Raw genomic sequence first — 25,010 nt, 5'->3', positions numbered from 1 at the left:
GTGTGGTGGTCAGTGCGGGTCGGCCGGGAGCAGCCCGGCGAGGTCGGACAGGACGGGATGGTCGAGCACCTGGCGGACCGTGACGGCCCGCTCGAGTGCGATGACGAGCTTCACCGCGGACAGCGAGCTGCCCCCCAGGTCGGCGAAGTCGTCGGACGGGCCGACCGCCCCGGCGGGCAGGTCGAGGACCCGTGTCACGGCGTCGACGACGCGGCGCTGTGCGGCGGTGAGCTCGCCCGCGTCCGCCCCGGACGGCGCCGGGGCCGCTGCGGCCCCGGCGGCGCTCGCGCGGGCGGCGAGGGCCTTGCGGTCGATCTTGCCGTTGGCGGTGACGGGCAGCGGGTCGAGCCGGTGCACCGCCGGCGGCACCATGTAGCCGGGCAGGCTGCGGGCGAGCTCCGCGCGCACGCCCGCGGCGTCCGGGCCGTCGCCGGCGTGGAAGGCGGCCAGCTGCGGACCGCCGGGGGTCTGCGCGACGACGACGCAGGCGTCGCGCACGCCGGGCACCCGCAGCAGCGCGTTCTCGATCTCGCCGATCTCGATGCGGAACCCGCGCAGCTTGACCTGGTTGTCGCGCCGCCCGAGGAACTCCAGCTGCCCGTCCGGGCGCCAGCGGCCGTGGTCGCCGCTGCGGTAGAGCCGCTGTCCGGGCCGGTGCGGGTCGCGGCCGAACGCGGCCGCCGTGCGGTCGGGGTCGTTGACGTAGCCGCGGCCCACGCACACCCCGGAGAACACGATCTCCCCCGGCGCGCCGAGCGGGACGGGCTGCAGGTCGGGGTCGACGACGTAGACCTTCACGCCGGGCACGGGCGCACCGAGCGGGACGCGGCCGTCGGCGGGCGCGGAGCGCAGCACGGCGTGGTTGGTGTCGTCGGAGGTCTCGGTGAGGCCGTAGGCGTTGACCAGCGGCACCCCGGGCAGCACCCGGAACCAGCGCTGCACCAGCTCCGGCTTGAGCGCCTCCCCGGTCGCGGAGACCATCCGCAGGTCGGGCAGGTCGGTCGGGTGCTCCTCCAGGTAGGTGAGCACCACCTCGAGGTAGCTGGGCACCAGCTGGGCCACGCCGACCCGGTGCTCGGCCAGCGCGGCGACGAAGCGCCGGACGTCGAGCAGCACGTCCTGCTCGACCAGCAGCGTGCGCCCGCCCGCGAGCGGCCCGGCGACGAGCTGCCACAGCGAGATGTCGAAGCACTGCGGCGCCGTCTGGGCGACGACGCAGCCGGGCGCCAGCTCCAGGTCCTCGATCTTGGCGAGCAGGTGGTTGAGCATCCCGGCGTGCTCGCACATCGCGCCCTTGGGCTCGCCGGTCGAGCCGGAGGTGAAGTACAGGTAGGCCAGGCCGTCGCCCGGCACCTCGACGGCCGGTGCGGGTGCGGGCGCGGCGGCGACGGCCTCGGCGACGGTGAGCACGGTCGTCGCGGCCCCGGCCTCGTCCAGGTGGTCGCGGGTGGTGTCGGTGGTGAGCGCGACCCGGCAGCCCGCGCGGCCCAGGGTGCGGGCGATCCGCTCGGCCGGGAAGTGCGGCTCCACCGGCAGGTAGGCACCGCCGGCGCGGAGCACGGCGAGCACCGCGACCATCCAGTCGAGATCGCGGTCGCACACGACGGCCACGACCTCCTCGGGGGCCAGGCCGCCGTCGAGCAGGGTGCGGGCGACCCGCCCGGCCCGGTCCTCCAGCTCGTGGCGGGTCAGGGTCCGCCCCGCGTGCTCGGCCACGACCTCGTCCGGTGCGACGACGGCCCGGTCGGCGAGCAGCTCGTGCACGCGGCGGTCGGGCAGGTCGCGGGCGCGGCCGGCGAGGTCGCCGAGCTGTGCGGCGCGCTCCTGCGCCCCGACCAGCGCGGACGGGCGGACGGGGGCGTCGGGGTCGGCGGCGGCCAGGCGCAGTGCGGTGACGTGGTAGCCGGCGATCCGCGCGGCGGCGGCCCCGTCGAGCCGGTCGAGGCGGTGGGTCAGGCGCAGCGTCGACCCGGCCGCGGACAGGTGCAGGGCGGGCCCGGCCGGGGCGTCCGCGCCGCGCGCGCCGGTGCGCGCCACGGCGCCGGGGCCGATCTCCTCGCCGCGCAGGTCGGCGCCCGGGTCGAGCACCGTCCCGAAGGAGGGCACGGCCGTCCCGAGCTCGCGGGCCAGGGCGTGCAGGTCGGGGGCGGGGTGGGCGCGCAGCGCGGCCAGTGCGTCGGCGGCGGCGCCGACCAGCGCGGACCAGGTGCGTGCGGTGTCGAGCCCGACCGGCAGCGGCGGGCCACCGGCCCCGGCCGGGACCCCGGCGGTGACCTCGGCGTCGCCGGACAGCGCGGCCAGGACGGCGGCGTGCGCGGCGAGCAGGACGGCGCCCGGCTCGGTGCCGGTCACCGCGGCGAGGGCGGTCACGGCGTCGCGCGGGAGCGGCTCGCGGTGCACGGCGGTACCGGGGCGCGGGGAGGTCGTCCAGGCCGGGGCCGGGGTGGCGCCACCGCTGCGCAGCACCGCCGCCCAGTGGTCGCGGGCGGTGCCGGGGACGGACGTGGTCGTGGCGGCGGCGAGCGTGCCGGTCATCGTGCGGTCTCTCCGTTCAGCAGCGGGGTCGGGACGGGGGCGGGCCGCTCCGCGGCGCGGGCCGGGTTGCCCTCCCAGAAGGCCCCGGCCGGGACCTCCTCGCCCTTCATGAGGAACGCGTCGCAGCCGACGCGGGCGGCGTCGCCGAGCACGGCGCCGTAGTGGACGAAGGCGCCGACGTCGAGGCAGGCGCCCGAGCCGACGGTGATGTGCCCGGACTTGAAGGTGCCGTCCTCCTGGGAGTGGCACTGCAGGGTCGACCCGGCGTTGAGGACGACGTCGTCGCCGATCCGGACCAGGGTGCGGTCGGTCATCCCGCACCCGTCGTCGAACACGCGCCGGCCGATGTCCACGCCGAGGGCGCGGGTGACCACGTTCTTGAACGGGGTGCCGGCGAGCATCCGGTCCCAGCCCTGCACGACGAGCTTCCAGTAGCGCTCGTGCCACCAGAAGTACGGGTCGTAGACCGAGCAGAACCGCGGCCGCAGCCGGCGCCGCCCGGCGACCGACAGCCGCTCGACCGCGATCGAGTACACCATCGTGAACAGCAGCGACACCAGCAGCTGCACGCCGAGCGCGACCGGGCCCAGCGGCACCAGCAGCTCGGCCACCACCAGCGTCAGCAGGGTGATCCCGAACAGCGACCCCCACCGGACCAGCAGTGCCAGCGCGATGGTGTGGCGGTTGTAGCGGTTCTTCGCGCGCAGCCGGTCGTGCAGGTCGAGCCCGGTGTGCAGGTGGCCGAAGGTCGCGTCGCGGGCGACCGTGCGGGGGATCTCGAACGGCGGCGACCCCAGCAGCCCGACGCCGGTGCGGACCGGCCCGTCGGTGGGGACGTGCGTCTTGGTCGCGATCAGGCAGTCGTCGCCGGCCCGGGACCCCGCCGGGTAGGCGATCCGGTTGCCGAAGAACGAATTCGCCCCGATCCGTGTCCGGTTCACGACGAATGCGGTGTCCGAGTAGTCGACATTGATGATGGACAGCCCGTCGGCGACCATCGTCCCGGTTCCGATGGAACTGGCGAACGGGGTCTCCTGCTTCACCGCGGTCCCGAAGTTCGTCCCCGTCTGCGGCGTCCGGCGCAGATCGTGGCCGATCATTCTCAGATAGTCCACGATGTAGGAGCTGTCCCCGGCCAGATAGGTGAAGAACTTGATGTTGGTGATCCGGAACACGGTGCGCTGCAACGTGTACCGGAAACCGTAGAGCGGGTACGGGCGCCCCTCGACGAGCCCGCGCGACAGCACGCGCGCGACCACCGCGGCACCCAGCAGGCCGACGGCGAGCCCGGCGACGAGCAGCCCGGCCGCGGTGACGGCGGCGTCGACCCACAGCTGCGGGGAGGTGATGTCGGCGACGTCGGGACCGAGCACGCTGGCCAGCGTCGGGACGCGGACGAGCATCGCGTCGGCCACCCCGTAGCCCAGCGGCAGCCACACCAGCAGCAGCCAGCCGAGCTGCCCGAGCGCGTAGCCCGCGCGCCGCAGCCGCCCGCACGGCGCCGACACCCCGGCGCCCGGGTCCCCGCCGCCGGGCCGGGCCGGGGTGCCCCACCAGGTCGCACCGGCCGGGACGGTCTGGCCGGCGTGCAGGGAGGAGGAGTGGGCCAGCCGTGCGCCGTCGCCGATCGTGGCGCCGATGTCGATGACGGTGGCCTCGCCGACCACGACGCGCTCGCCGATGCTCACCCGGCCGGTCCGGATCAGGCCCGGCTCGGCCCGGTAGCCGGTGATGACCGAGTCCTTGCGCAGCACGGTGTGCGCGCCGACGGTCAGCAGGTCCGGGCAGGCCGGGACGATGCGCGACAGCATCACCACACCGGGCCCGATCCGGGCCCCCAGCAGGCGCAGGTACAGCGGCAGCAGCGGCGACCCGGCCGCCACCAGCAGCAGCGGGTTGGTCCGGACCAGCGTCCTGGCCAGCCAGAACCGGAAGTAGGCGGCGCTCCAGAGCGGGATCTCGCGTTCGGTCCAGCGCCCGACGAGCAGCCACTTGGCCGCGATCGGCAGCACCGCGAACACCGTGAAGGCCAGCGTCACCGCGGCCAGCGAGCGCAGGTAGACCGCGACCAGCCCGCTCCCCTGGGCGATCCAGAGGTAGGCGTAGCCGAGCACGGTGCCGTAGGCCAGGACGAAGGTGACGAAGGTGAGCAGCTGGGCGGCCCCGCACAGCACGTAGGCCCGGGTGGACGCGGGCGGCACCGGCTCGACCGTCACCGGCGGCGCGGACGGCGGCACGGGCGCCCCGGCCAGCGCGACGGCGAGGGCGGCCGCGGTGGGGTGGGCGTAGACGTCGGTCATCGCGACGTCGGGCAGGTCCTCGCGGCGGCGGACCCGGGCGCAGAACCGGGTCATCGTCATGGAGTCCGCACCCAGGTCGGCGAACACGTCGGCGTCGCCGGGGACCTCGGCGTCGAGCAGGTCGGCGAGGATCGCCCGGTAGCCCTCGCGCACCGCCGCGACGCCGCGCCCGGCCCCGGCCGGGGCGGGGGCCAGCGCCGCGGCCAGTCCGGCGACGGTGGGGTGGGCGTAGACGTCGGTCATCGCGACGTGCGGCAGGTCGGGACGCTGCCGGACCCGCGCGCAGAACCGGGCGAGCAGCATGGAGTCCGCGCCGGCGTCGACGAAGAAGTGGTCCTCCGGCCCGATCGGCGCATCGAGCAGGTCCGTGAGGATCGCCTCGAAAGCGGCGGACACGGCCGGGACGGAACCGCTCGCCGCACGCGATTCGTGTTCGTGCACAGGGCGAGTGGTCACCACCCCGTCATTCGACTGCATCGTCATCCCCCGGCCGTTCCAACCTGTCTCCGTCGGAATCGTCGATCATTTCTGCCGCGTTACACACCGATTTTTCTCCGACAGGTGTCGCCGTTTCCACGACGATTTCACCGACATCACGGCATGATCCGTACCGCGGCGTCGAGGGCGCCCCGGTCGCGGGGACGCGACCTGCCGCACGTCCCGATGCTGTGTTTTCGGTACTCGTCGCCGGGCAGTTCGACGTGAGACCGAATGTGACGCACGTCACTCGACGCGCCGCGGTCGTGTGACGGGTTGCGGCCCACCGGGAACGGCCGCGGCGGGCGACCCGGGGTGATTCACTCGTCCGATGACACCGGCCCCGGCGCGTGCGCCCCGCGACCCGGACGACCGGGGCGGAGCATGGAACGCCGACCCGGACCGACGCACAGGAGGACGCGTGACCGCCCTGCCCCGCCGCAGCGTGCTGCTCGGCACCCTCGGCGCCGCCGTCGCCGGGCTCGTGCCGGCGACGGCCGACCCGGTGCGCTGGTTCCCCGGAGCGCTGCGCCAGGCCACCACGCCGGACCCGTTCACCCTCGGCGTCGCCTCGGGCGACCCCACCCCCGACGGCATGGTGCTCTGGACCCGGCTCGCCCCCGAGCCCGACGCCGAGGACGGGCTCGCCGGGATGCCGGACCGGGCCGTCGAGGTCGAGTGGGAGGTCGCCGAGGACGAGGGGTTCACCCGCGTCGTGCGGCGCGGCACCGAGACCGCGACCCGCGAGCTGGCGCACAGCGTGCACGCCGAGCCGGTCGGCCTGGCCCCGGGCCGCGAGTACTTCTACCGCTTCCGCGCCGACGGCCACCTGTCCCCCGCCGCCCGCACCCGCACCGCCCCGGCCGCGGGCGCCGCGGCGGCGTCGCTGACGGTCGCGACCGCGTCCTGCGCGCGCTTCGGGGCCGGGCACTTCACCGCGTACCGGGCGATGGCCGCCGACGCGCCCGACCTCGTCGTGTTCCTCGGCGACTACTTCTACGAGTCCGACAGCCGCCGGGTCCGCGACCCCGGCCCCGGCGAGCCGACCGACCTCACCGGCTACCGGCGCACCCACGCCCACCAGCGCTCCGACGCCGACCTGCGGGCCGCGCACGCCGCCGCGCCGTGGGTCGTGGTGTGGGACGACCACGAGGTCGTCAACGACTGGAAGGGCGCCGGGCCGGACCGGCGCCGGGCCGCCGCCCGCGCCTACTACGAGCACATGCCGCTGCGTGCCGCCTCGGTGCCGCGCGGGCCGCAGATGCAGCTGTTCCGCCGGGTGCGGTGGGGCTCGCTCGCCACCCTGCACGTGCTCGACACCCGCCAGTACCGGATGCGCGGCTCGATGCTCGGCGCCGAGCAGGAGCGGTGGCTGCTCGGCGGTCTGAAGGACTCGCAGGCCGGCTGGGACGTGCTCGCCCAGCAGGTCTACTTCGCGCCGCGGCGCGGCGGGAAGTCCGGCACCTGGGGCGAGTTCACCGGCTCGCGCGAGCGGGTCGTCCGCGGCTGGACCGAGGCGGGCGTGCGCAACGCCGTCGTCCTCACCGGCGACGAGCACGTCCACCACGCCAACGAGATCCCCGGCGCGGACGACCGCATCGCCGGCACCGAGCTCGTCACCACCTCGGTCACCTCCGGCGGCGACGGCGACGGCGGCTCCCCCGGCGGCGGCAGCTCGGTGTGGTCGATGGACCGCCGCGGCTACGTGCTCGCCACGTTCACCCCGGCCCAGCTGCGCGCGGACTTCCGCACGGTGGCGAAGGTCAGCGAGCCGGACGCGGCGGTGCGCACCGCCGCGTCCTTCGTGGTGCCCGACCGCGAGCCCGGGCTCAACAAGGTCTGAGGCGGGCCTACCCGGTCGCCACCCGCGGCGGGGCGGTGTCCTCGGCGAGGGTGTCCAGGACCGCCGCGGCGATCCGCTCCCGGTAGGTCTCGGCGGACCCGAGCAGGGCGGCGTCGGCCACGGCGCGCTTGTAGTACAGGTGCGCGACGTGCTCCCAGGTGAAGCCGATGCCACCGTGCAGCTGCACCGTGTCGGCGGCGACCCGGTACGCCGTCTGCGAGCAGGTGGCCTGCGCGACCGCGACGGCCAGGTCGGCGTCGTCGACGCGCGGGTCGTCGATCGCCCAGGCCGCGTGCAGGGCCGCGCTGCGCGCCTGCTCGACGGCCACGAGCATGTCCGCGCACCGGTGCTTGACCGCCTGGAAGGAGCCGATGGGCCTGCCGAACTGCAGCCGCTCCTTCGCGTAGGCCACCGTCAGGTCCAGCAGCCGCTGCGCGACCCCGACCTGCTCGGCGGCCAGCAGCGCCCCGCCGACGCGCCAGGCGTGGCGCAGGGCCCGGTCGGCGTCCTCGCCGGTGGCGAGCACCGTGCCGCACGCCCCGTCGAGCCGGACCCGGGCGACCGGGCGGGTGAGGTCGAGCGAGCCGCAGCGCTGCACCGTCACGCCCTCGGCGTCGGCGGCGACGGCGGCGAGCACCGGCCCGTCCGGTCCCGCCGCGGCCACGAGCAGCACGTCCGCGGAGCCCGCGTCCGGCACCGGCCCGGCGGCCCCGGTGAGCCGGTCGCCGTCGGCGGTGACCCCGGCGGCCGACGCGCCGTCGTAGGGGGCGGTCAGGCGCGCGACGAGCGCCGCGGTGCGGGTGCCGTCGGCCAGCGCGGCGAGCAGCGCGTCGCGCTCCGCCCCGCCCGGCGCGGCGACCAGCGCCGGGACCGCGAGCCCGACGGTGCCCAGCAGCGGCCCGGTCACCAGCGCCGCGCCGAGCTCCTCGGCCGCGACGGCCTGGTCCACGCAGGTGCCGCCGGCGCCGCCGAGGTCCTCGGGCACGGCGAGCGACAGCGCGCCCAGCTCGGAGCCGAGCCGGGCCCACAGCGCCCGGTCGAACCCGTCGGGGGTGTCGACGAGGCGGCGCAGCGTCGCCTCGTCGTGCTGGCGCTCGGCGAAGCGGCGCAGCGCGTCGCGCAGTGCCCGCTGCTCCTCGGTGACGTCGAACTCGACCGGCTCAGCCACGGGGGACCTCCTTCCAGGGGCGGTCGGAGTCCGACCGCGGCTCGCCGGGCAGGCCCAGCACCCGCTCGCCGAGGATGTTGCGCATGACCTCCGAGGTGCCGCCCTCGATGGTGTTGGCCCGCGAGCGCAGGAACCGCTGCTGCACCGTGGAGTTCGGGTCCGTGTGCACCCGGGAGCGGTCCATCGTCCAGTCGTCGTAGAGCAGGGCGTCCGGGCCGAGCAGCTCCATGCAGAACTCGTACACGTCCTGGTTCAGCTCGGCCCCGACCAGCTTGGACACCGACCCCTCCGGCCCGGGCTGCCCGGCGCTCGCGGTGCGCCGCGCGCGGGCCAGGGTCAGCCGGTGGGTCTCCGCGCGGGTCCACAGCGCGGCGAGCCGGTCGCGCAGCACCGGGGTGTGCCGGTCGGGGTGCGCGGCCCACAGGCCCAGCGCCTCGCCGATCACCCCGCTGCCGCGGCGGCCGGTGACCCCGCCGATCGCGGTGCGCTCGTTCATCAGCGTGGTGATCGCGACCTTCCAGCCGGCACCGACCTCGCCGAGCCGGTGGGCGTCGAGGACGCGGGCGTCGTGCAGGTGGACCTCGTTGAACTCGGCCTGCCCGGTCATCTGCCGCAGCGGGCGGACGTCGACGCCGGGCTGGTCCATGTCGATCACGAAGTAGGTGAGGCCGCGGTGCTTGGGCCGCTCCGGGTCGGTGCGCGCGACGAGCATCCCCCACCGCGCGACGTGGGCCAGCGTCGTCCACACCTTCTGGCCGTTGACGACCCACTCGTCGCCGTCGCGGACCGCGGAGGTCGCGAGCCCCGCGACGTCGGAGCCGGCGCCGGGCTCGCTGAACAGCTGGCACCAGATCTCCTCGCCGGTGACCATCGGCCGCAGCCAGGCCGCGACCTGCTCGCGGTCGGCGCCGTACTCGACGACCGTCGGCGCGCCCATGCCGTAGCCGATCGGGTTCACCGCGAACATCCGCGGCCCGCCCGCGTCGGTGACCAGCTGGTCGACCACCGCCTGCAGCCCCCGCGACAGGCCCAGCCCGCCGAGTCCCTCGGGGTGGTGCACCCAGGCGAGGCCGGCGTCGTAGAGCGCGCCGAACAGCTCCTCGCGCGGGACCGACCGCGGGTCGTGGGCGTCGAGGACCGCCCGGGCGGCCTCGGCCACGCGGGCCGCGTCGGACGCGGGGCGGGTGGTGGTGGGCGAGCTCATCGCACCTCCGTGTGGGCGGCCGGGACCGCATCGTCACCGTCGCTGCCGAACCTAGCCGTCATCAGTTTCGGGGACCACGGTTAACACCGGCTGGACCGGACGCGACATCCCGTTCGTCCGAGCGACGGCATCCACCGCCTCGGCCCGACCCGTCAGGAGGAGCAACGATGCCCGCCACCACCCACCGTCCCGCCGCCCCCGTCCTGGCCGGGACCACGCTGCCGGGCTGGGCACTGCTGCTCATCACCGCCGGGCTGGCCGCGGCCGTCGTCGTGATCATGGTGCTGTCCTACAGCGGGCTGGTCTGACCCATACTCGGGGGTGATGCCCCCACTGCCCGACCTGCCCGACCTGCCCGTCGGCGCCGTCCTCGCCGACCTGCGACGGGCGCTGGACGAGCGCGGCGCGGCCGTGCTCGTCGCCCCGCCCGGGACGGGCAAGACCACGCTGGTGCCGCTGTCGCTGGCCGGGCTCGACGGCACGGGGCCCGCGCCCGCGGGGACGGTGCTGGTCGCCGAGCCGCGCCGGGTCGCCGCCCGCGCCGCCGCGGCGCGGATGTCGGCGCTGCTGGGCACCGAGGTCGGCGGGCCGGTCGGCTACCGGGTCCGCGGCGACGCCCGCACCGGGCCCACGACCCGGGTCGAGGTCGTCACCTCCGGGCTGCTGCTGCGCCGGCTGGCCGCCGACCCGGAGCTGGCCGGGGTGTCGGCGGTGGTGCTCGACGAGGTGCACGAGCGCCACCTCGACGCCGACCTGCTGCTCACCCTGCTCCTCGACGCGCGCGACGGGCTGCGCCCGGACCTGCGGCTGCTCGCCACCTCCGCCACGCTCGACGCCACCCGGCCCGCCGCCCTGCTCGGCGACGGCGGCGGCCCCGCGCCGGTGCTGGAGGTGGCCGCGCGCAGCTTCGACGTCGCCCTCACCCACGTCGCACCGGCCCGGGCCGGGCGCGGGGGCACCGAGCGGATCGAGGCCACCGTCGCCCGCACCTGCGTGCGGGCGCTGGAGCACGGCAGCGTGCTGGCGTTCCTGCCGGGGGTGGCCGAGATCGGGCGCACCGCCGCCGCGCTGCGCGCGCTCGGGACCGACGCCGACGTGCTCCCGCTGCACGGCCGGCTGCCCGCCGCCGAGCAGGACGCGGCCCTGCGCGACGGCCCGCACCGCCGGATCGTGCTCGCCACCGCCGTCGCCGAGTCGAGCCTGACGGTGCCGGGGGTGCGGGCGGTCGTCGACTCCGGGCTGGTGCGGGTGCCGCACACCGACCACCGGCGCGGCCTGTCCGGTCTGGTCACCCGCCGGGTCTCGCGGGCGGTCGCCACCCAGCGCGCCGGGCGCGCGGGCCGCGAGGCGCCCGGGACCGCGTACCGGTGCTGGCCCGAGGGCGAGGTCCTCGCCGACGCGCCGGACCCGGAGATCCGCACGGCCGACCTCACCGCGCTCGCGCTCGACCTGGCCGTCTGGGGCACCCCGGACGGCACCGGCCTGCGCTGGTGGGACGCGCCGCCCCCCGGCCCGCTCGCCGCCGGTCGCGCGGTGCTGACCGCGCTCGGCGCGCTCGGCGGCGACGGCGCGGTCACCGGCCGGGGGCGGCGCATCGCCGGTCTCGGGCTGCACCCGCGGCTCGCCCGCGCCCTGCTCGACGGCGTCGCCGCCGGTGGCGACCCGCGCACCGTCGCCGGGATCGTCGCGGTGCTCGACGACGACACCCTCGCCGGGCCGGCCGACGACCTGGCCGCCGCCCTCGCCCGGCTGCGCTCCGGGGACGCCCCGGGCGCCGGGCGGTGGCGCGGGGAGCGCGACCGGCTCGCCGGGGCGCTGCGCCGCGCGGGGGCCGGCCCGGGCCGCGGTCCCGCCGTCGACGGGCCGGACCTGGTCGCGCTGGTGTGCGGGCTGGCCCATCCCGAGCGGGTCGCGCGGCGCCGCGACGCCGCCGCCGGGGTGTACCTGATGGCGGGCGGGACGGCGGTGGAGGTGCCGCCCGGCCCGCTGCGCGACGCCGAGTGGCTGGCCGTCGCCGTCGCGGACCGGCGGCCGGGGCAGACCCACGGCCGGGTGCGGCTCGCCGTCGCCACCGACCGGGCGACGGCCGAGCGGGCGGCGGCGCCCTCGCGGGTGACCGGCTCGGAGGTCGTGTGGGCCGACGGCGACGTCCGCGCCCGCACCGTGGACCGGCTGGGCGCGATCGTGCTGGCCGGGACGCCGGACCGCTCCCCCGACCCCGGCGCGGTCCGCGACGCGCTCGTCGCCGGGCTGCGTGCGGAGGGCACCGGGCTGCTGCGCTGGTCGGCGGGCGCGTCGTCGCTGCGCACCCGGCTCGCCTTCCTGCACCGAGTGCTGGGCGAGCCGTGGCCGGACGTGTCCGAACCGGCCCTGCTCGACTCCGCGGCCGACCCCGCGGGCTGGCTCGCCGGTCCGCTGGCGACCGCGCGGCGGCGGGCGGACCTGGCCCGCGTCGACGCCGGGCAGGCGCTGCGCGCGCACGTCGCCGCGCACGTCGGCGGGCTCGTCGGGCGGATCGAGGAGCTCGCGCCGGAACGGCTCGCCGTGCCCACCGGCTCGCGGATCGCGCTGGACTACTCCGGCGACGCCCCGGCGCTGCCGGTGAAGGTGCAGGAGGTCTTCGGCTGGACCGGCTCACCGACCGTGGCCGGGGGCCGGGTGCCGGTGGTGCTGCACCTGCTCTCCCCCGCCGGGCGCCCGACCGCGGTCACCGCGGACCTGGACTCGTTCTGGGACACCGGCTACCCGCAGGTCCGCGCCGAGCTGCGCGGCCGCTACCCCCGCCACGCCTGGCCGGAGGACCCGCGCACCGCCACCCCGGGGCGCGGCACCGGCCGGCGGCGCTGACCGACGGGCCCCGGACGCGCCGCGGCGGGCGGTGCGAAGGTGGGGGCGTGACCGACCTCCCCACCCCCGACGACGTCCGGGCCGCCGCCGCGGTCCTCGACGGCCACGCCCACCGCACCCCCGTCCTGACCTCCCGGCTCACCGACGCCGAGGTCGGCGCGCGGGTCCTGGTGAAGGCCGAGAACCTGCAGCGCACCGGCAGCTTCAAGTTCCGCGGCGCGTTCCACACCCTGTCCCGACTGACGCCGCAGCAGCGCCGGGCGGGGGTCGTCGCGTTCTCCTCCGGCAACCACGCCCAGGCCGTCGCGCTGGCCGCGCAGCTGCTCGACGTGCCGGCGACGATCGTCATGCCGCACGACGCGCCGGCGTCCAAGCTGGCCGCGACCCGCGGCTACGGCGCCCGCGTCGTCGGCTACGACCGGTTCACCGAGGACCGGGCGGCACTGGCCGCCGGGCTCGCCGACCGCGACGGCCTCACGCTGGTCCCGCCGTTCGACCACCCGCACGTCATCGCCGGGCAGGGCACCGCGGTGCTGGAGCTGCTGACCGACCACGGCCCGCTCGACGCGCTGTTCGTGTGCCTCGGCGGCGGCGGGCTGCTGTCCGGGTCGCTGCTCGCGGCGCAGGCCCTGTCCCCCGGCGCCGCGGTGTACGGGGTGGAGCCCGATGCCGGCGACGACGTGCTGCGCTCGCTGCGTGCCGGGCACCCGGTGACGATCGAGCAGCCCCGCACCCTGGCCGACGGGGCCGCCACGACCCGCGTCGGCGACCGGACGTTCGCGGTGATCGCCGAGCACGTCACCGACGTGCTCACCGTCCCCGACGCGGCGCTGGTCGAGGCGATGGCGCTGTTCGCGTCCCGCTACAAGATCCTCGTCGAGCCGACCGGGGCGCTGGCCTTCGCCGGGATGCGCGCCGCCGTCGCCGCCGACCCGGGCCGGTGGGCGGGCGCGCGGATCGGGGTCGTCGTCTCCGGCGGCAACGTCGACCTGGACCGGTTCGCCGCGCTGGTCACCGGCTGACCCGCAGGCCCGCCCGCGATCGGGCGGTCAGCGCCGGTCGTGCTGCAGCGCGTCCTCGGCGAGCACCGCCTCGGACGGCAGCCCCGGCACCTCGCGCACGGCCTGCTCGGCGTCGGCGCGCTCGTGCGAGGGTCCGGGCTGCGCGGCCTCGGCGTCGGCCGCCTCGAGCTCGCGGTGGATGGTCGAGAGCAGCACCGCCCCGGCCAGCACGACGACCGCCGCGATCAGGAACGGCACCGAGGCGCCGACGGCGCCGGCCATGAGGCCCGCCGCGAACGGCGCGAGGCCGCCGCCGATGAACCGCACGAAGCCGTAGGTGGCCGACGCCGTCGGGCGCGGCACCGGCGAGATCGACATGACCGCCGTCGTGACCAGGGTGTTGTTCAGCCCGACCACGATGCCCGAGAGGATCACCGCGACGATCACGACCGCCGGGACGGTGTCGAACAGGCCGATCGCGGCGAGCAGCACGGCGATCCCGACGAGCGCGCCGTAGAGCGTGCGGGCGGTGCCGAAGCGGTCCTTGAGCCACGGGGCGCCGAACACCGCGAAGGCGGCGACGAGCAGGCCCCAGCCGAAGAAGACCGCGCCGAGCGAGATCGGGTCGAGGCCGCCCATGAGGAACGGCGCGTAGCCGAGCAGGGTGAAGAAGCCCCAGTTGTAGAGCAGGCCGACGCCGCTGGTCGTGGCCAGCGCGCGGTGGCGCAGCGCGGTCAGCGGCTCGGACAGCCGGGCCCTGCGTTCCGGCACCGGCGTCGGCTCCAGCAGCACCACGGTCGCGACCAGGGCGATCAGCATGAGCACCGAGACGCCGAAGAACGGGCCGCGCCAGGACACGCTGCCCAGCAGCCCGCCGAGCAGCGGACCGGTGGCGATCCCGACGCCCAGCGCGGTCTCGTACAGCACGATCGCGCCGGCGAACCCGCCCGAGGCGGAGCCGACGATGACCGCCAGCGAGGTGGCGATGAACAGGGCGTTGCCCAGGCCCCAGCCTGCGCGGAAGCCGACGATGCCCCAGATCCCCGGCGAGGCCCCGGCCAGCGCCGCGAACAGCACGATCAGCACCAGCCCGGCGATCAGCGTCCGCTTCGCGCCGATCCGCGAGGACACCCAGCCGGTCACCAGCATCGCGATCGCGGTGACGACCAGGTAGCTGGTGAACAGCAGCTCGACCTCGGCGTGGGTCGCGCCCAGCTGACCGGACAGCGACGGCAGGATCGGGTCGACCAGCCCGATGCCCATGAACGAGATGACGCAGGCGAAGGCGACCGCCCAGACCGCCTTCGGCTGACGGAACGGGCTCGGCGCGGGCGCCGCACCGGCTGTTCGGGACATGTCATCACCCTTCCCCCGGGAACGGACCCCGGCGAGATCGCGGACGTATCGGACCTGTCGAACATTGCATCACGCAACGTAGGTAATGAGCAATGCGAACGACCGTGACGGTCGCCATCCCCCGCTACGGTCGGCGCCCCGACGCCGTGAGGAGCCCCCGTGCCGCAGATCGCCACCGACGCCGAGCGGCTCGCACGCCAGGCCGCGTTCCTCGGCGCGCTCGCCGCGATCGGCGCCCTGGTCCTGGCCGTGCTGGGCTGGGCCGGCGGCGCGGTCGCGACCTGGATGGGCGTCGCCGCCCGTCGCCGCGGCGCGGGCCGGACGGCGGTCGTCGCGATCGTGCTGGGCGTGCTCGGGCTGGTCGCCGGCGTCGCGAACGCCCTGCTGGGCGCCTACCTGCTGCGCTGAGCGATCCGCAGCACCGGCTTGCCGGGCGCCCGGTCGGGCGACTCGAGGTGCTCGTGCGCCGCGACGACGGCGGCGATGCCGTCGTCGAGGTCGAAGACCCGCTCCACCAGCGGGGCCAGCGTGCCCCCGCCGAGCCCGGCCCGGGCGAACGCCTCGGCCCGCGCCAGCACGGCCGGGTCCCCGGTCACCTCGCGGACGTGGAAGCGGCGCAGCCAGACCGGCGCGTACCCGGCCGACGGCAGCGGCGTCGGCTCGCCGGACAGCCCGCCGTGCACGATCACCGCGGCGCCGGGCGCGCAGGCGCGGACCAGACGCTCGACGCCGGGGCCGCCGTCGGCGTCGAGGACGAGGTCGGCCCCGCCGCCCAGGGCCTCGCGCAGCTGCGCCGGCCCGGGGGCCCCGGTGAGGACCGCGGCGGCCCCGGCCGAGCGCAGCGCGGCCGCGTGCCGGTCGTCGACGACGACGGCGACCGCGTGCACCCCCAGGTGGCGCGCCACCTGCAGGGCCGCGGCACCGATGCTGTTCGCCGCCGAGGTGACGACCAGCCGGTCGCCCTCGCGCAGCCGTACGGCGTGGCGGGTCATGCCCCACACCGTGAGCAGCGGCATCCACAGCGCGGCGGCCCCGGCGTCGTCGAGGCCGGGCGGGCGGGCCAGCAGGGACCGGGCCGCGACGACGGCGCGCTCGGCGTAGACGGGATGCTCGTTCTGCGAGGACGCGGGGATCACGCAGACCTCGTCGCCGGGGGCCCAGCCCGTGACCCCCGGCCCGGTGGACAGCACCGTCGCCGAGCACTCGCTGCCCAGCCCGGCCGGCAGGACGGGCCGGTCCAGGTAGGTCCCGCGCCGGAAGTTCACCTCGGACCGGTTGAGCCCGACGGCGTGCACCTGCACCTGGACCTCGCCGGGCCCGGGGTCGCGCAGGGGCACCCGCTCCAGGCGCAGCACCTCCGGACCGCCGGTCTCGTGGAAGCGGACCGCACGCACCGAAGGGGTCGTCACGCTTCCCAGGCTAGGGCCGGTACGGCACGATCAAGAACGTTGCGGTGCGGAACGGAGGACGGGTGGCACGTCGCTACGGCGGCCGGGGCGGCACCCCGGTCGGGCTCGAACGCATCACGTTCTTCAGCGACGGGGTGTTCGCGATCGCGATCACGCTGCTGGTCCTGCCGCTGACCGACACCGAGTTCGGCGAGGGACCCGTCGGGCCGCAGCTGCTGGAGCTGCTGCCCCGGATGCTCACCTTCCTGCTGAGCTTCGCGGTCATCGGCCGGTACTGGACGGTCCACCACCGGCTGTTCGACCGCCTCGCCCGCGCCGACGGCCGGCTGATGACGCTCAACCTGGCCTACCTGTTCGGCATCGCGTTCCTGCCGTTCCCGACCTCGGTGCTGGGCCGCCACGGCGACGACGCGGCCGCGGTGCTGCTCTACGCCGGCACGCTGATCCTGGTCGGGACGATGTCCGCGGCGATGTGGGCCTACGCCTCGCGCGACGGGCGGCTCACCCGTCCCGACGTCACCGCCGCGGACGCGCACGCCACGCTCGTCAACGGCCTCGCGCCGGTCGTGTCGTTCGTGCCGTCGCTGGCGATCGCCCCGTTCGCGCCGACGACGGCGATGCTGTCCTGGCTGCTCATCGTGCCGGTGTCGGCGCTGGCCGAGCGGCTGGTCCACCAGGACCGACCGGGGCCCGGCCCCGGCGGGCCCGCGGTCAGACCTCGTTGCTGATCTCGACGAGGTTGCCGTCGGGGTCGCGCAGGTAGACGCTGCGCAGCGGCCCGCGGGCCCCGGTCCGCCCGACCGGCCCCTGCTCGACGGCCACCCCGGCCTCGGCGAGCTCGCGCTGCACCTGCTCCAGCGGGTCGAGGGTGATCAGGCAGACGTCCGCGCTGCCGGGCGTGGGCCGGCGGGCCTTCGGCTCGAACTCCTGCCCCGCCCGGTGCAGGTTGATCTTGCTGGGACCGAAGACGAGCGCGCGCCGGCCGCCCCCGAACTCGACGGCCTCCATGCCGAGGACCCCGGTGTAGAAGGCGACGGTGGCGTCGAGGTCGGCGACGGTCAGCACGAGGTGGTCGAGATGGTCGATGCGCACGCCCCGGATCGTGGCACCGGGCGAGCGGACGTGCCGTGTGGGTGACGCGCGCACCGCACCGTGACCGGACCGCCGTCGCCGGTCCGCGACCGACACCCACACGGACCATTCCGGCGGGTCGCTGCCGACGAACGCGCGTTCGGAGTTCACCCTTGTACCTGGCCGTGCCGAGGGGCCGCGGACGAGGAGAGGGAGCACGTGAGCGACGACCTGACCACCGGCGAGGACACCACCAGCGCCGTCACCGGGGCCCCGGACGGACCGGGCACCGCGGCCGGCGAGGACGCGCCCCGGCGCAGGCGGGGCCGTCCGAAGGGGTCCACCGCCCGCACCACCCGGGTCGTGACCATGACGCTGACCGTCAGCGGGTCCGCCGACGGTGACTGGCAGGCCGAGCTGAAGCAGGGCACCACCTGGGTCGCGCGCGGGCTGCCGGTGACCGCCTCGGCGGTGTCCGCGGCGGCCGCCGCCCTGCACGCGGACCTGGCGAAGCCGGTCGACGAGCTCATCGAGGGCGCCCGCGCCGCGAAGGCCGCCCGGGTGGCCGAGCTGGAGGCGGAGCTGGAGCAGGCCCGCAAGGACCTCGCCGAGCTGGGTCAGTAGGCCCGGCCGGTCCCGGGCTCAGCCGAGCAGCGGCCCGAGGGTCGCGGCGTGCTCGCGCAGCAGCGTCACCAGCTCGGGGTCGGGATCCTCGACCCGGGCCGCCGGCCCGGCCAGCGCGAGCCCCGCGACCAGGGCGCCGTCCGCGGGCGAGCGGACCGGGACGGCGAGGCAGCCGCGGTCGGGGCGCAGCTGGCCGCTCTGGTGGGCCAGCCCGTCGCGGCGGACGACGTCGAGGACGGCGTCGAGCGCGTCCGGGTCGGTGACGGTGCGGTCGGTGACCGGGCGCAGGTCGCGCACCAGCGCCCGCCAGTCCGGCTGCTCGGCCAGCAGCAGCCGGCCCAGCGCGGAGGCCTGCGGCAGCCGGGCGAGCAGGTCGGCGTCGCTGGGCGGGTGGTCCGGGTCGGGGTCGAGCACCTGCAGCCGGGCGCCGTCGAACAGCGCCAGGTGCACGCCCCAGCGGACCCGCCCGCGCAGCCGGTCGACGACGTGGCGGGCGGCGGTGGGCAGGCGGGGCACCGTCACCGGGGAGAGCCGGGCGGCACGGCGCCCGAGCGCGAACCCCCGCAGGTCCGGGAGCCGGACCAGGTACTCCTCCCCCACCAGCAGGTTCAGCACCCGGTAGGTCGTCGCCGGCGGCAGGCGCAGCGCCGTGGAGATCTCCTTCGCGGTGACGCCCGGGCCGGCCGCCACCACCTCCTCCAGCACGGCGAGCGCGGTGCGCACGGCCCGCGGCTGGCGGCCGCTGATCGGCGCCGGGGCCCCGGTCACGCGTTCCGCCCCCACACGTCGGAGACGACGGTCTCGTCGTACACGCCGAGGCCCTGCAGGCGCCCGCGGCGGCGCAGCAGCACGAACCACGCGAGGCCGGCGAGCAGCGCCACCGCCGGGACCACCCCGGTCGCCGGGACGGCGACGACGAACGCGACCAGCGCGGCCAGCAGCGCGGGGACCGCGACCGCCGCCGTCACCACGGCCGCGGGGGTGAGCTCGCCGATGCGGCGCAGGAACACCGGCGCGGCCAGGCACACCAGCGCGTAGGTGACCAGGAAGCCGACGGTGGCCGCGCCGAGCAGCGCGACCAGCACCGCCTCGACCGGCACCCCGAGCGCGACCGGGACGGCGACCGCCGCCGTCGCGACCGGCACGCCGAGGGCCACCGCCACGTGCGGGGTGCGCCAGCGCGGGTGCACGCGGCCCAGCGGGCGCGGCACGACCCGGTCGCGGGCCAGCGAGAACAGCACCCGCGACAGCGCGGTGGCCGTCGCGAGGGCGCAGGCCAGGAACGACAGGACCAGCGCGGCGTCGAGCAGCGGCGGGATCCACCACCAGCCGCGCGCGACGGCGAGCACCTGCACCGGCTGGGTCTGCCCGGCCAGCCCGCCCGGCACGGCGGCGAACCCGGCGACCTGCACGGCGGCCGCGACGACGTAGAGCACGCCGGTCACCGCCGCGGTGGCGACGACCGCGCGCGGCACCGTGCGGAACGGGCGCCGGGCCTCGGCGCCCAGCGACGTGGCGACCTCGAAGCCGATGAACGCGGCCAGCGCCGGCAGCACCCCGGCGGCGAGCCCGCCCGCCCCGCCGGGCGCCGCGCCGCCCGCCGCGCCGGGTGTCCCGGGGCCGGGCAGCGGCCCGCCGGCGATCAGGACCGCGAACACCCCGACGAGCACCGCGATCGCGACCGCCTCGACCAGCAGCACGACCCGGGCCGCGGGACGGACCCCGCGCACCACCAGCGCCGTCACCACGGCGCCGACGGCCACCGCGGCCGCGGTGCGCGCGGGGGGACCGGACAGCCACGGCTGCCACAGCGCCCCCAGGAACGCGACCGCACCGGCGATCGCCGCCGCGCACAGCAGCAGGTAGCCGGCGACCCCGGCCACGCCGGCGGCGAACGCCGGCCCGGATCCCAGGCCCTGCGCGGTCAGTGTGTAGAGCCCGCCCGGGGCGGCCATCCGGCGGGTGAAGCGGGCGATCGAGGCCGCGACGAGCAGCGCCAGCACGGTCGCGACGACGAAGGACCACACCGTCGCCGGACCCGCCGTCGCCGCGACGATCACCGGCGTCGCCGCCATCGCCGCCGACGGTGCGGACCCGGCGATCGACTGGGCCACGACGTCGGCGAAGCCCAGCCTGCGCCGGACCAGGCCGTGCACGGGTGACCGGTCACGCAGCACGGCGTCCCCTCCCATCGGCTCGACGGCGATCCTCCCCTGCGGACACTAGCTCGCGATGTCGGCGCCGTGACCAGCCACGACGCGTCGAACGAGAAAAACGGGCGGCCCGTTCCCGCCGCACGGGAACACCACCCGCGGTGATTCGCACCACACGGGATCGGACGTTGCCCGGGCCGGCGCGGCGCGGCGACGGTGCCCTCTCCCGCACCCACCGGACCGACGCCAGGAGCTGCCGTGAGCGCACGACCGCACCACCCGCCCTCGTCACCGCCGCCGGCGCCCGGGCGCCTGCGCGGCTCGCTCGGCGCCGGCTCGATCGTGTTCATGGTCGTCGCCGCGGCCGCGCCGCTGACCGTCGTCGCCGGGACCGTCCCGCTGGGACTGGCCGCGGGCAACGGCGCGGCGTTCCCGATGACGTTCGTGCTGTGCGCGGCGGTCCTGCTGCTGTTCGCGGTCGGCTTCTGCGCGATGTCGCGCCACGTGCCCGAGGCCGGCGCGTTCTACGCCTACGTGGCCCGCGGGCTCGGCGCCGCGCCCGGGCTCGGGTCGGCCTTCCTCGCCCTGGTCACCTACACCGCGGTGCAGGCGGCCGTGTACGGCTACCTCGGCGCGACCGTCGACGCGCTCGTGCAGCACTACGGCGGGCCGTCGCTGCCCTGGTACCTCTACGCGGCGGCCGCGCTGCTCGTCGCCGGGGTGCTGGGCTACCGCCACATCGAGCTGTCCGGGCGGGTCCTCGGGGCGCTGCTGGTGGCCGAGGTCGCGATCGTGCTGGTGTTCGACGCCGTCGTCGCCGTGACCGGCGGGCTCGGGCCGGGCCGCTCGACGGCGCTGTTCGTGCCGTCGCAGTTCCTGTCCGGCTCGCTCGGTATCGCGATCATGTTCGCGATCGCCTCGTTCATCGGGTTCGAGGCCACCGCGGTGTTCCGCGACGAGGCCCGCGACCCCGAGCGCACCGTCCCCCGCGCCACCTACCTGGCGCTGGTGCTCATCGGCGCGTTCTACACGCTCTCGGCGTGGGCCGTGGTCTCCGCGTGGGGCGACGCCGACGCCGTCGCCCGCGCGTCCACCGACCCCGGCACCATGATCGTCACCACGATCACCGCGGTGCTCGGCCCCGTCGGCGGGGACCTCGCCCAGATCCTGCTGGTCACCAGCCTGTTCGCGGCGCTGCTGTCGTTCCACAACGTGCTGGCCCGCTACCTGTTCGCGCTCGGCAACGCGGGGACGATGCCCGCCGCGCTGGGCCGCAGCCACGCCCGGCACGCCTCGCCGCACGCGGCGTCGCTGGCCCAGTCGTGCACCGCGCTGGCGCTGATCGTGGTGTTCGCCGTGACCGGGATGGACCCGGTGACCCAGGTGTTCGCCTGGATGGCGGGCACCGCCACCCTCGGTGTGCTGGCACTGATGGCGCTGACCTGCGCGGCGGTGCTCGTGTTCTTCCGCCGCACGCGCGCCGACACCCGGATCTGGCACACCGTCGCCGCGCCCGTGCTGGGCCTGGCCGGCCTGATCGCCTGCCTCGGGCTGACCGTCGCGAACTTCCCGACCCTGATCGGTGGCTCGGCCGCGCTGGCCGGCGTCATCGGCGGGGTGCTCGTGGTCGCGTTCGTCGCGGGCATGGTGTTCACCCGCGTCGGCGCGGCACACTCCGGCACATCCCGTCCGCCCGTGACCGGGACCACACGTCCCGCGGGAACCGACCTCCAGGAGGATCTCCGATGACCGCCGTCGACGCGCCGCGCACCACCACGGCCGCCCACCCGCTGGCCCCCACGACCGAGGCCGAGGTCGTCGCCGTCCGCGAGGTCCTCGACGCCGCCGGGCTGCTGGACGAGCACGTCCGCTACGCGTTCTTCGCGCCCGAGGAGCCGCCGAAGGACGAGGTCCTCGCGCACGACGCGGGCGCCGCCACCGACCGCCGCTTCCGCGTGGTGCTGCTCGACCTGGGCAGCGGGCGCTCGCACGACGCCGTCGTCTCCGCGACCCGGCGCGAGCTCGACTCCGTGCGCGAGCTGCAGCCCGAGCACGACGGGCAGCCGCCGATCATCGACGCGGAGTTCGAGTTCATCGAGGACGTCCTCAACGCCTCGCCGGACTGGCTGGCCGCGCTGGCGGCGCGCGACCTCGACCCCGCGTCGGTGCGTGCGGTGCCGCTGTCCGCGGGCGTCTACGACTACCCCGAGGAGAAGGGCCGCCGCATCGCCCGCGCCTTCGGGTTCCGGCAGGACCACGAGGCCGACCACGCCTGGGCGCACCCCGTCGACGGGCTCGTCGCCTACATCGACCTCACCGCCCGCACGGTCGACCGCGTGATCGACACCGGGGTGGTCCCGGTGCCGGCGACCAGCGGGAACTTCGACGACCCGCAGGTACAGGGCCCGCCGCTGGAGGGCCTGAAGCCGATCGAGATCACCCAGCCCGAGGGCCGCTCGTTCACCGTCGAGGACGGCCGGGTCCGCTGGGGGCGCTGGGACCTGCGCGTCGGCTTCAACGAGCGCGAGGGCCTCACCCTGCACCAGATCGCCTTCGACGGGCGCCCGATCTGCTACCGGGCCTCGGTGGCCGAGATGGTCGTGCCCTACGCCGACCCGGCACCGGTGCGCTTCTGGCAGAACTACTTCGACTGCGGCGAGTACATGTTCGCCCGCTACGCCGACTCGCTGCAGCTGGGCTGCGACTGCCTCGGCGACATCCACTACCTCGACGCCACCATCGCCGACGACTTCGGCAACCCGCGCACCATCAGCAACGCGATCTGCATGCACGAGGAGGACCACGGCGTCCTCTGGAAGCACACCGACATCTTCACCGGCAGCCGCGAGGTCCGCCGCCAGCGCCGCCTGGTGATCTCGTTCTTCACCCCGATCGGCAACTACGACTACGGCTTCTACTGGTACCTCTACCTCGACGGCACCATCGAGCTGGAGTGCAAGGCCACCGGCATCGTGTTCACCTCCGGCACGCCCGGCGAGTACGCCACCGAGATCGCGCCCGGCCTCGGGGCGCCGTTCCACCAGCACCTGTTCTCCGCGCGGCTGGACATGACCGTCGACGGCACCGCCAACGCCGTCGAGGAGGTCGAGGCCGTCCGGGTCCCGATGGGCGGGGCCAACCCCTACGGCAACGCGTTCGGCCGCTCGGCCACCCGCCTGACCCGCGAGTCCGACGCGCAGCGCGACGCCTCCCCCGGCACCGGCCGGGTGTGGCACGTGGTGAACACCGAGCGGACCAACGCGCTCGGGCAGCCCGTCGGCTACGTCCTGCACCCCAACGGGCAGCCGACCCTGCTGGCCGACCCGCAGTCGTCGATCCACGCGCGGGCGACGTTCGCGTCCCGGGCGCTGTGGGTGACCCGCTACGACCCGGCCGAGCGGTACTCCGCCGGCGACTTCGTCAACCAGAACCCGGGCGGCGCCGGGCTGCCGTCCTGGGTGCGCGCGGACCGCGACATCGACGGCCAGGACGTCGTGCTGTGGCACACCTTCGGGCTGACCCACTTCCCGCGCCCGGAGGACTGGCCGGTCATGCCGGTGGACTACACCGGCTTCACCCTGAAGCCGGCGGGGTTCTTCGACCGCAACCCCGCCCTGGACGTGCCGCCGACGGCGTCGACGCACTGCCACTGACCGGTGCCGACCGGACCGGTCCGGCCCCACGCGCCGTCGCCCGTCCGGGCACGGGGCGTGGGGCCGCCGGGCCGCGCGCCCGTACCGCGCGTGCCCGGCGGCGGTGTGGCCCCGGTGACCACGCCCGGCCGAGCGGGACGGCGGCTGGCTAGGGTTGCCCCGACCGTCCCACCCCGCACCCTGGAGGAGCCGTGGCTCTCGCCGCCGGTGACCAGATCCCCGACGTCACCCTGATGACCCCGACCGACGAGGGCCCGAAGCCCGTGCAGAGCGCCTCGGTGCTGGGCAGCGGCACCGTCGTCCTGTTCGGTGTGCCCGGCGCCTTCACCCCGGCCTGCTCCGACACCCACCTGCCCGGCTACGTCCTGCGCCAGGAGGAGCTGAAGGCCAAGGGCGTCGACACCGTCGCCTGCACCTCGACCAACGACGCGTTCGTCCTCGGCGCCTGGGCCGAGTCCCGCGGCGCCGGCGACGCCGTGCTGATGCTCGCCGACGGCAACGCCGAGTTCGCCACGGCCGCCGGCCTCGACATGGACGGCTCGAAGTTCGGCCTCGGGACCCGCTCGCAGCGCTACGCCGCGATCATCCGCGACGGCGTCGTCGCCTGGGTGGCCGTCGAGCCGGTCCCCTCGACCGTCGAGGTCTCCGGCGTCGAGCAGGTCCTCGCCCAGCTCTGAGTCCCGACCGGCACGCGGGCCTACACTGGCCCGCGTGCCGAAGGTCCTGGGCTCGCTCGCCACGCACCGGGAACAGGTGCGCACGCGGGTCTTCGACGCCCTGCGCGCCCAGCTCTACGACCGCGGCTTCGACGCGGTGACCCTGTCCGGCGTGGCCGCCGCCGCGGGCGTGGGGCGCAGCGCGCTCTACAACCACTTCCCCGACCGGCAGGCCCTGCTGGTCGCCTTCGTCGAGCACGAGGCCGAGCGCTACGTCGCCGGGCTCGACGCCGCGACCGCCGGCGCGTCCGGTGCCCGGGAGAAGCTCGCCGTCTTCGCCCGGATGCAGCTGCGCCGCCTCGCCGAGTTCCACCTGCCGCCCGGGCAGGCCCTCGCCGGGGCGCTGGACCCCGCCGCGTACCGGCGGATCGCGGCACACGCCGACCCCATCGGCGACCGGCTCGTCGCGATCCTGCGCGAGGGCGCGCGGGCGGGCTCGATGGTCGACGACGACCCGGCCGTGCTGGCCGCGGTCGTCACCGCGGCGCTGTCGAGCCGCCGCGTCGTCGACGTCGCCCCCGACCGGCTCGACGCCGCCGTCGAGACCGCCGTCGCCGCCGTGCTGCGCGCGGTCTCGACGGTTGCGCACGACTGAGGCTAGCCTTACCCGCGGCGGGGCCCTAGCATCGTGATCTGACACGGTGTCAGATCAC

General features: G+C 76.4%; 20 protein-coding genes. 11 read left to right on the top strand and 9 right to left on the bottom strand.

Annotation, left to right across the window (positions count from 1 at the left end):
- Positions 1 to 9 precede the first annotated feature (9 nt).
- Both WJX68_RS01260 and WJX68_RS01255 read right to left on the bottom strand, forming a co-directional pair.
- Positions 10 to 2,535, bottom strand: coding sequence for an amino acid adenylation domain-containing protein (locus WJX68_RS01260; protein ID WP_340285603.1), 2,526 nt, complete (start codon positions 2,533 to 2,535; stop codon positions 10 to 12).
- Positions 2,532 to 5,231 (bottom strand): Pls/PosA family non-ribosomal peptide synthetase, encoded by a 2,700-nt coding sequence (locus WJX68_RS01255; RefSeq protein ID WP_340285602.1) that lies wholly within the window; start codon positions 5,229 to 5,231, stop codon positions 2,532 to 2,534. The genes WJX68_RS01260 and WJX68_RS01255 overlap by 4 nt, the downstream gene beginning before the upstream one ends.
- Before the next feature lie 502 nt (positions 5,232 to 5,733).
- Between WJX68_RS01255 and WJX68_RS01250 the strand changes: the two genes are divergently transcribed.
- Positions 5,734 to 7,155, top strand: a complete 1,422-nt coding sequence (locus tag WJX68_RS01250) for an alkaline phosphatase D family protein (protein WP_340285601.1) — start codon at positions 5,734 to 5,736, stop codon at positions 7,153 to 7,155.
- Positions 7,156 to 7,162: 7 nt separating this feature from the next.
- Here the strand turns inward: WJX68_RS01250 and WJX68_RS01245 are convergent, their stop codons facing one another.
- Both WJX68_RS01245 and WJX68_RS01240 read right to left on the bottom strand, forming a co-directional pair.
- The gene (locus tag WJX68_RS01245) at positions 7,163 to 8,323 is read right to left on the bottom strand and encodes an acyl-CoA dehydrogenase family protein (protein WP_340285600.1); all 1,161 of its coding nucleotides are present in this window, start codon (positions 8,321 to 8,323) and stop codon (positions 7,163 to 7,165) included.
- A complete protein-coding gene (locus WJX68_RS01240; protein WP_340285599.1) occupies positions 8,316 to 9,527 on the bottom strand; it encodes an acyl-CoA dehydrogenase family protein in 1,212 nt (403 codons plus the stop codon). Before WJX68_RS01240 ends, WJX68_RS01245 begins: the two co-directional genes overlap by 8 nt.
- Before the next feature lie 167 nt (positions 9,528 to 9,694).
- Here WJX68_RS01240 and WJX68_RS01235 point away from each other — a divergent pair, with 167 nt between their 5' ends.
- The 3 genes from WJX68_RS01235 to WJX68_RS01225 are packed head-to-tail and all read left to right on the top strand — an operon-like array spanning position 9,695 to position 13,396.
- On the top strand, positions 9,695 to 9,835 hold the full coding sequence (locus WJX68_RS01235; protein WP_340285597.1) for a hypothetical protein: 141 nt from the start codon (positions 9,695 to 9,697) through the stop codon (positions 9,833 to 9,835).
- A 16-nt stretch (positions 9,836 to 9,851) separates the two neighbouring features.
- A complete protein-coding gene (gene hrpB / locus WJX68_RS01230; protein WP_340285595.1) occupies positions 9,852 to 12,374 on the top strand; it encodes an ATP-dependent helicase HrpB in 2,523 nt (840 codons plus the stop codon).
- Between the two features lie 47 nt (positions 12,375 to 12,421).
- Positions 12,422 to 13,396 (top strand): threo-3-hydroxy-L-aspartate ammonia-lyase, encoded by a 975-nt coding sequence (locus WJX68_RS01225; RefSeq protein WP_340285593.1) that lies wholly within the window; start codon positions 12,422 to 12,424, stop codon positions 13,394 to 13,396.
- A 27-nt stretch (positions 13,397 to 13,423) separates the two neighbouring features.
- Here the strand turns inward: WJX68_RS01225 and WJX68_RS01220 are convergent, their stop codons facing one another.
- Positions 13,424 to 14,731, bottom strand: coding sequence for an MFS transporter (locus tag WJX68_RS01220; protein WP_340285592.1), 1,308 nt, complete (start codon positions 14,729 to 14,731; stop codon positions 13,424 to 13,426).
- A gap of 159 nt (positions 14,732 to 14,890) precedes the next feature.
- On the opposite strand from WJX68_RS01220, the gene WJX68_RS01215 reads away from it, so the two are divergent.
- Positions 14,891 to 15,139: a hypothetical protein gene (locus WJX68_RS01215; protein ID WP_340285591.1), complete on the top strand. Its 249-nt coding sequence runs from the start codon at positions 14,891 to 14,893 to the stop codon at positions 15,137 to 15,139.
- Here WJX68_RS01215 and WJX68_RS01210 read toward each other — a convergent pair.
- The gene (locus WJX68_RS01210; RefSeq protein WP_340285590.1) at positions 15,124 to 16,140 is read right to left on the bottom strand and encodes an alcohol dehydrogenase catalytic domain-containing protein; all 1,017 of its coding nucleotides are present in this window, start codon (positions 16,138 to 16,140) and stop codon (positions 15,124 to 15,126) included. The two genes, WJX68_RS01215 and WJX68_RS01210, sit on opposite strands and share 16 nt — an antisense overlap.
- 62 nt (positions 16,141 to 16,202) lie before the next feature.
- Here WJX68_RS01210 and WJX68_RS01205 point away from each other — a divergent pair, with 62 nt between their 5' ends.
- Positions 16,203 to 16,868 (top strand): TMEM175 family protein, encoded by a 666-nt coding sequence (locus tag WJX68_RS01205; protein WP_340285589.1) that lies wholly within the window; start codon positions 16,203 to 16,205, stop codon positions 16,866 to 16,868.
- Here the strand turns inward: WJX68_RS01205 and WJX68_RS01200 are convergent.
- Positions 16,852 to 17,232, bottom strand: a complete 381-nt coding sequence (locus tag WJX68_RS01200) for a VOC family protein (protein WP_340285588.1) — start codon at positions 17,230 to 17,232, stop codon at positions 16,852 to 16,854. The genes WJX68_RS01205 and WJX68_RS01200 overlap by 17 nt on opposite strands.
- A 198-nt stretch (positions 17,233 to 17,430) precedes the next feature.
- On the opposite strand from WJX68_RS01200, the gene WJX68_RS01195 reads away from it, so the two are divergent.
- Positions 17,431 to 17,835 carry a DUF6319 family protein gene (locus tag WJX68_RS01195; protein WP_340285587.1) on the top strand — a complete coding sequence of 135 codons (405 nt, stop codon included), beginning with the start codon at positions 17,431 to 17,433 and terminating at the stop codon, positions 17,833 to 17,835.
- 18 nt (positions 17,836 to 17,853) lie between these two features.
- Here WJX68_RS01195 and WJX68_RS01190 read toward each other — a convergent pair whose 3' ends face one another.
- On the bottom strand, positions 17,854 to 18,603 hold the full coding sequence (locus WJX68_RS01190) for an IclR family transcriptional regulator (RefSeq protein ID WP_340285586.1): 750 nt from the start codon (positions 18,601 to 18,603) through the stop codon (positions 17,854 to 17,856).
- Positions 18,600 to 20,027, bottom strand: a complete 1,428-nt coding sequence (locus tag WJX68_RS01185) for an APC family permease (RefSeq protein WP_340285585.1) — start codon at positions 20,025 to 20,027, stop codon at positions 18,600 to 18,602. Before WJX68_RS01185 ends, WJX68_RS01190 begins: the two co-directional genes overlap by 4 nt.
- Before the next feature lie 219 nt (positions 20,028 to 20,246).
- Between WJX68_RS01185 and WJX68_RS01180 the strand changes: the two genes are divergently transcribed.
- From WJX68_RS01180 to WJX68_RS01165, 4 genes are all read left to right on the top strand, one after another.
- Entirely contained in the window at positions 20,247 to 21,737 is a 1,491-nt protein-coding gene (locus WJX68_RS01180) for an APC family permease (protein WP_422785629.1), read from the top strand.
- Positions 21,734 to 23,641 carry a primary-amine oxidase gene (locus WJX68_RS01175; protein WP_340285584.1) on the top strand — a complete coding sequence of 636 codons (1,908 nt, stop codon included), beginning with the start codon at positions 21,734 to 21,736 and terminating at the stop codon, positions 23,639 to 23,641. Before WJX68_RS01180 ends, WJX68_RS01175 begins: the two co-directional genes overlap by 4 nt.
- A gap of 191 nt (positions 23,642 to 23,832) precedes the next feature.
- Positions 23,833 to 24,318 (top strand): peroxiredoxin, encoded by a 486-nt coding sequence (locus WJX68_RS01170; RefSeq protein WP_340285583.1) that lies wholly within the window; start codon positions 23,833 to 23,835, stop codon positions 24,316 to 24,318.
- 34 nt (positions 24,319 to 24,352) lie between these two features.
- Positions 24,353 to 24,952 (top strand): TetR/AcrR family transcriptional regulator, encoded by a 600-nt coding sequence (locus WJX68_RS01165; protein WP_340285582.1) that lies wholly within the window; start codon positions 24,353 to 24,355, stop codon positions 24,950 to 24,952.
- Positions 24,953 to 25,010 lie beyond the last annotated feature (58 nt).

The sequence above is a fragment of the Pseudonocardia spirodelae genome (genome assembly GCF_037727765.1).
Lineage (GTDB): Bacteria > Actinomycetota > Actinomycetes > Mycobacteriales > Pseudonocardiaceae > Pseudonocardia > Pseudonocardia spirodelae.
The sequence above is the reverse complement of the archived record's forward strand: the minus strand, read 5'-3'. Positions and strand labels throughout refer to the sequence as shown.

Coding starts and splice junctions, on each gene's coding strand:
- WJX68_RS01175 (WP_340285584.1), top strand. CDS start 21,734: ATGACCGCCGTCGACGCGCCGCGCACCACCACGGCCGCCCACCCGCTG.
- WJX68_RS01235 (WP_340285597.1), top strand. CDS start 9,695: ATGCCCGCCACCACCCACCGTCCCGCCGCCCCCGTCCTGGCCGGGACC.
- WJX68_RS01260 (WP_340285603.1), bottom strand. CDS start 2,535: ATGACCGGCACGCTCGCCGCCGCCACGACCACGTCCGTCCCCGGCACC.
- WJX68_RS01220 (WP_340285592.1), bottom strand. CDS start 14,731: ATGTCCCGAACAGCCGGTGCGGCGCCCGCGCCGAGCCCGTTCCGTCAG.
- WJX68_RS01240 (WP_340285599.1), bottom strand. CDS start 9,527: ATGAGCTCGCCCACCACCACCCGCCCCGCGTCCGACGCGGCCCGCGTG.
- hrpB (WP_340285595.1), top strand. CDS start 9,852: ATGCCCCCACTGCCCGACCTGCCCGACCTGCCCGTCGGCGCCGTCCTC.
- WJX68_RS01185 (WP_340285585.1), bottom strand. CDS start 20,027: ATGGGAGGGGACGCCGTGCTGCGTGACCGGTCACCCGTGCACGGCCTG.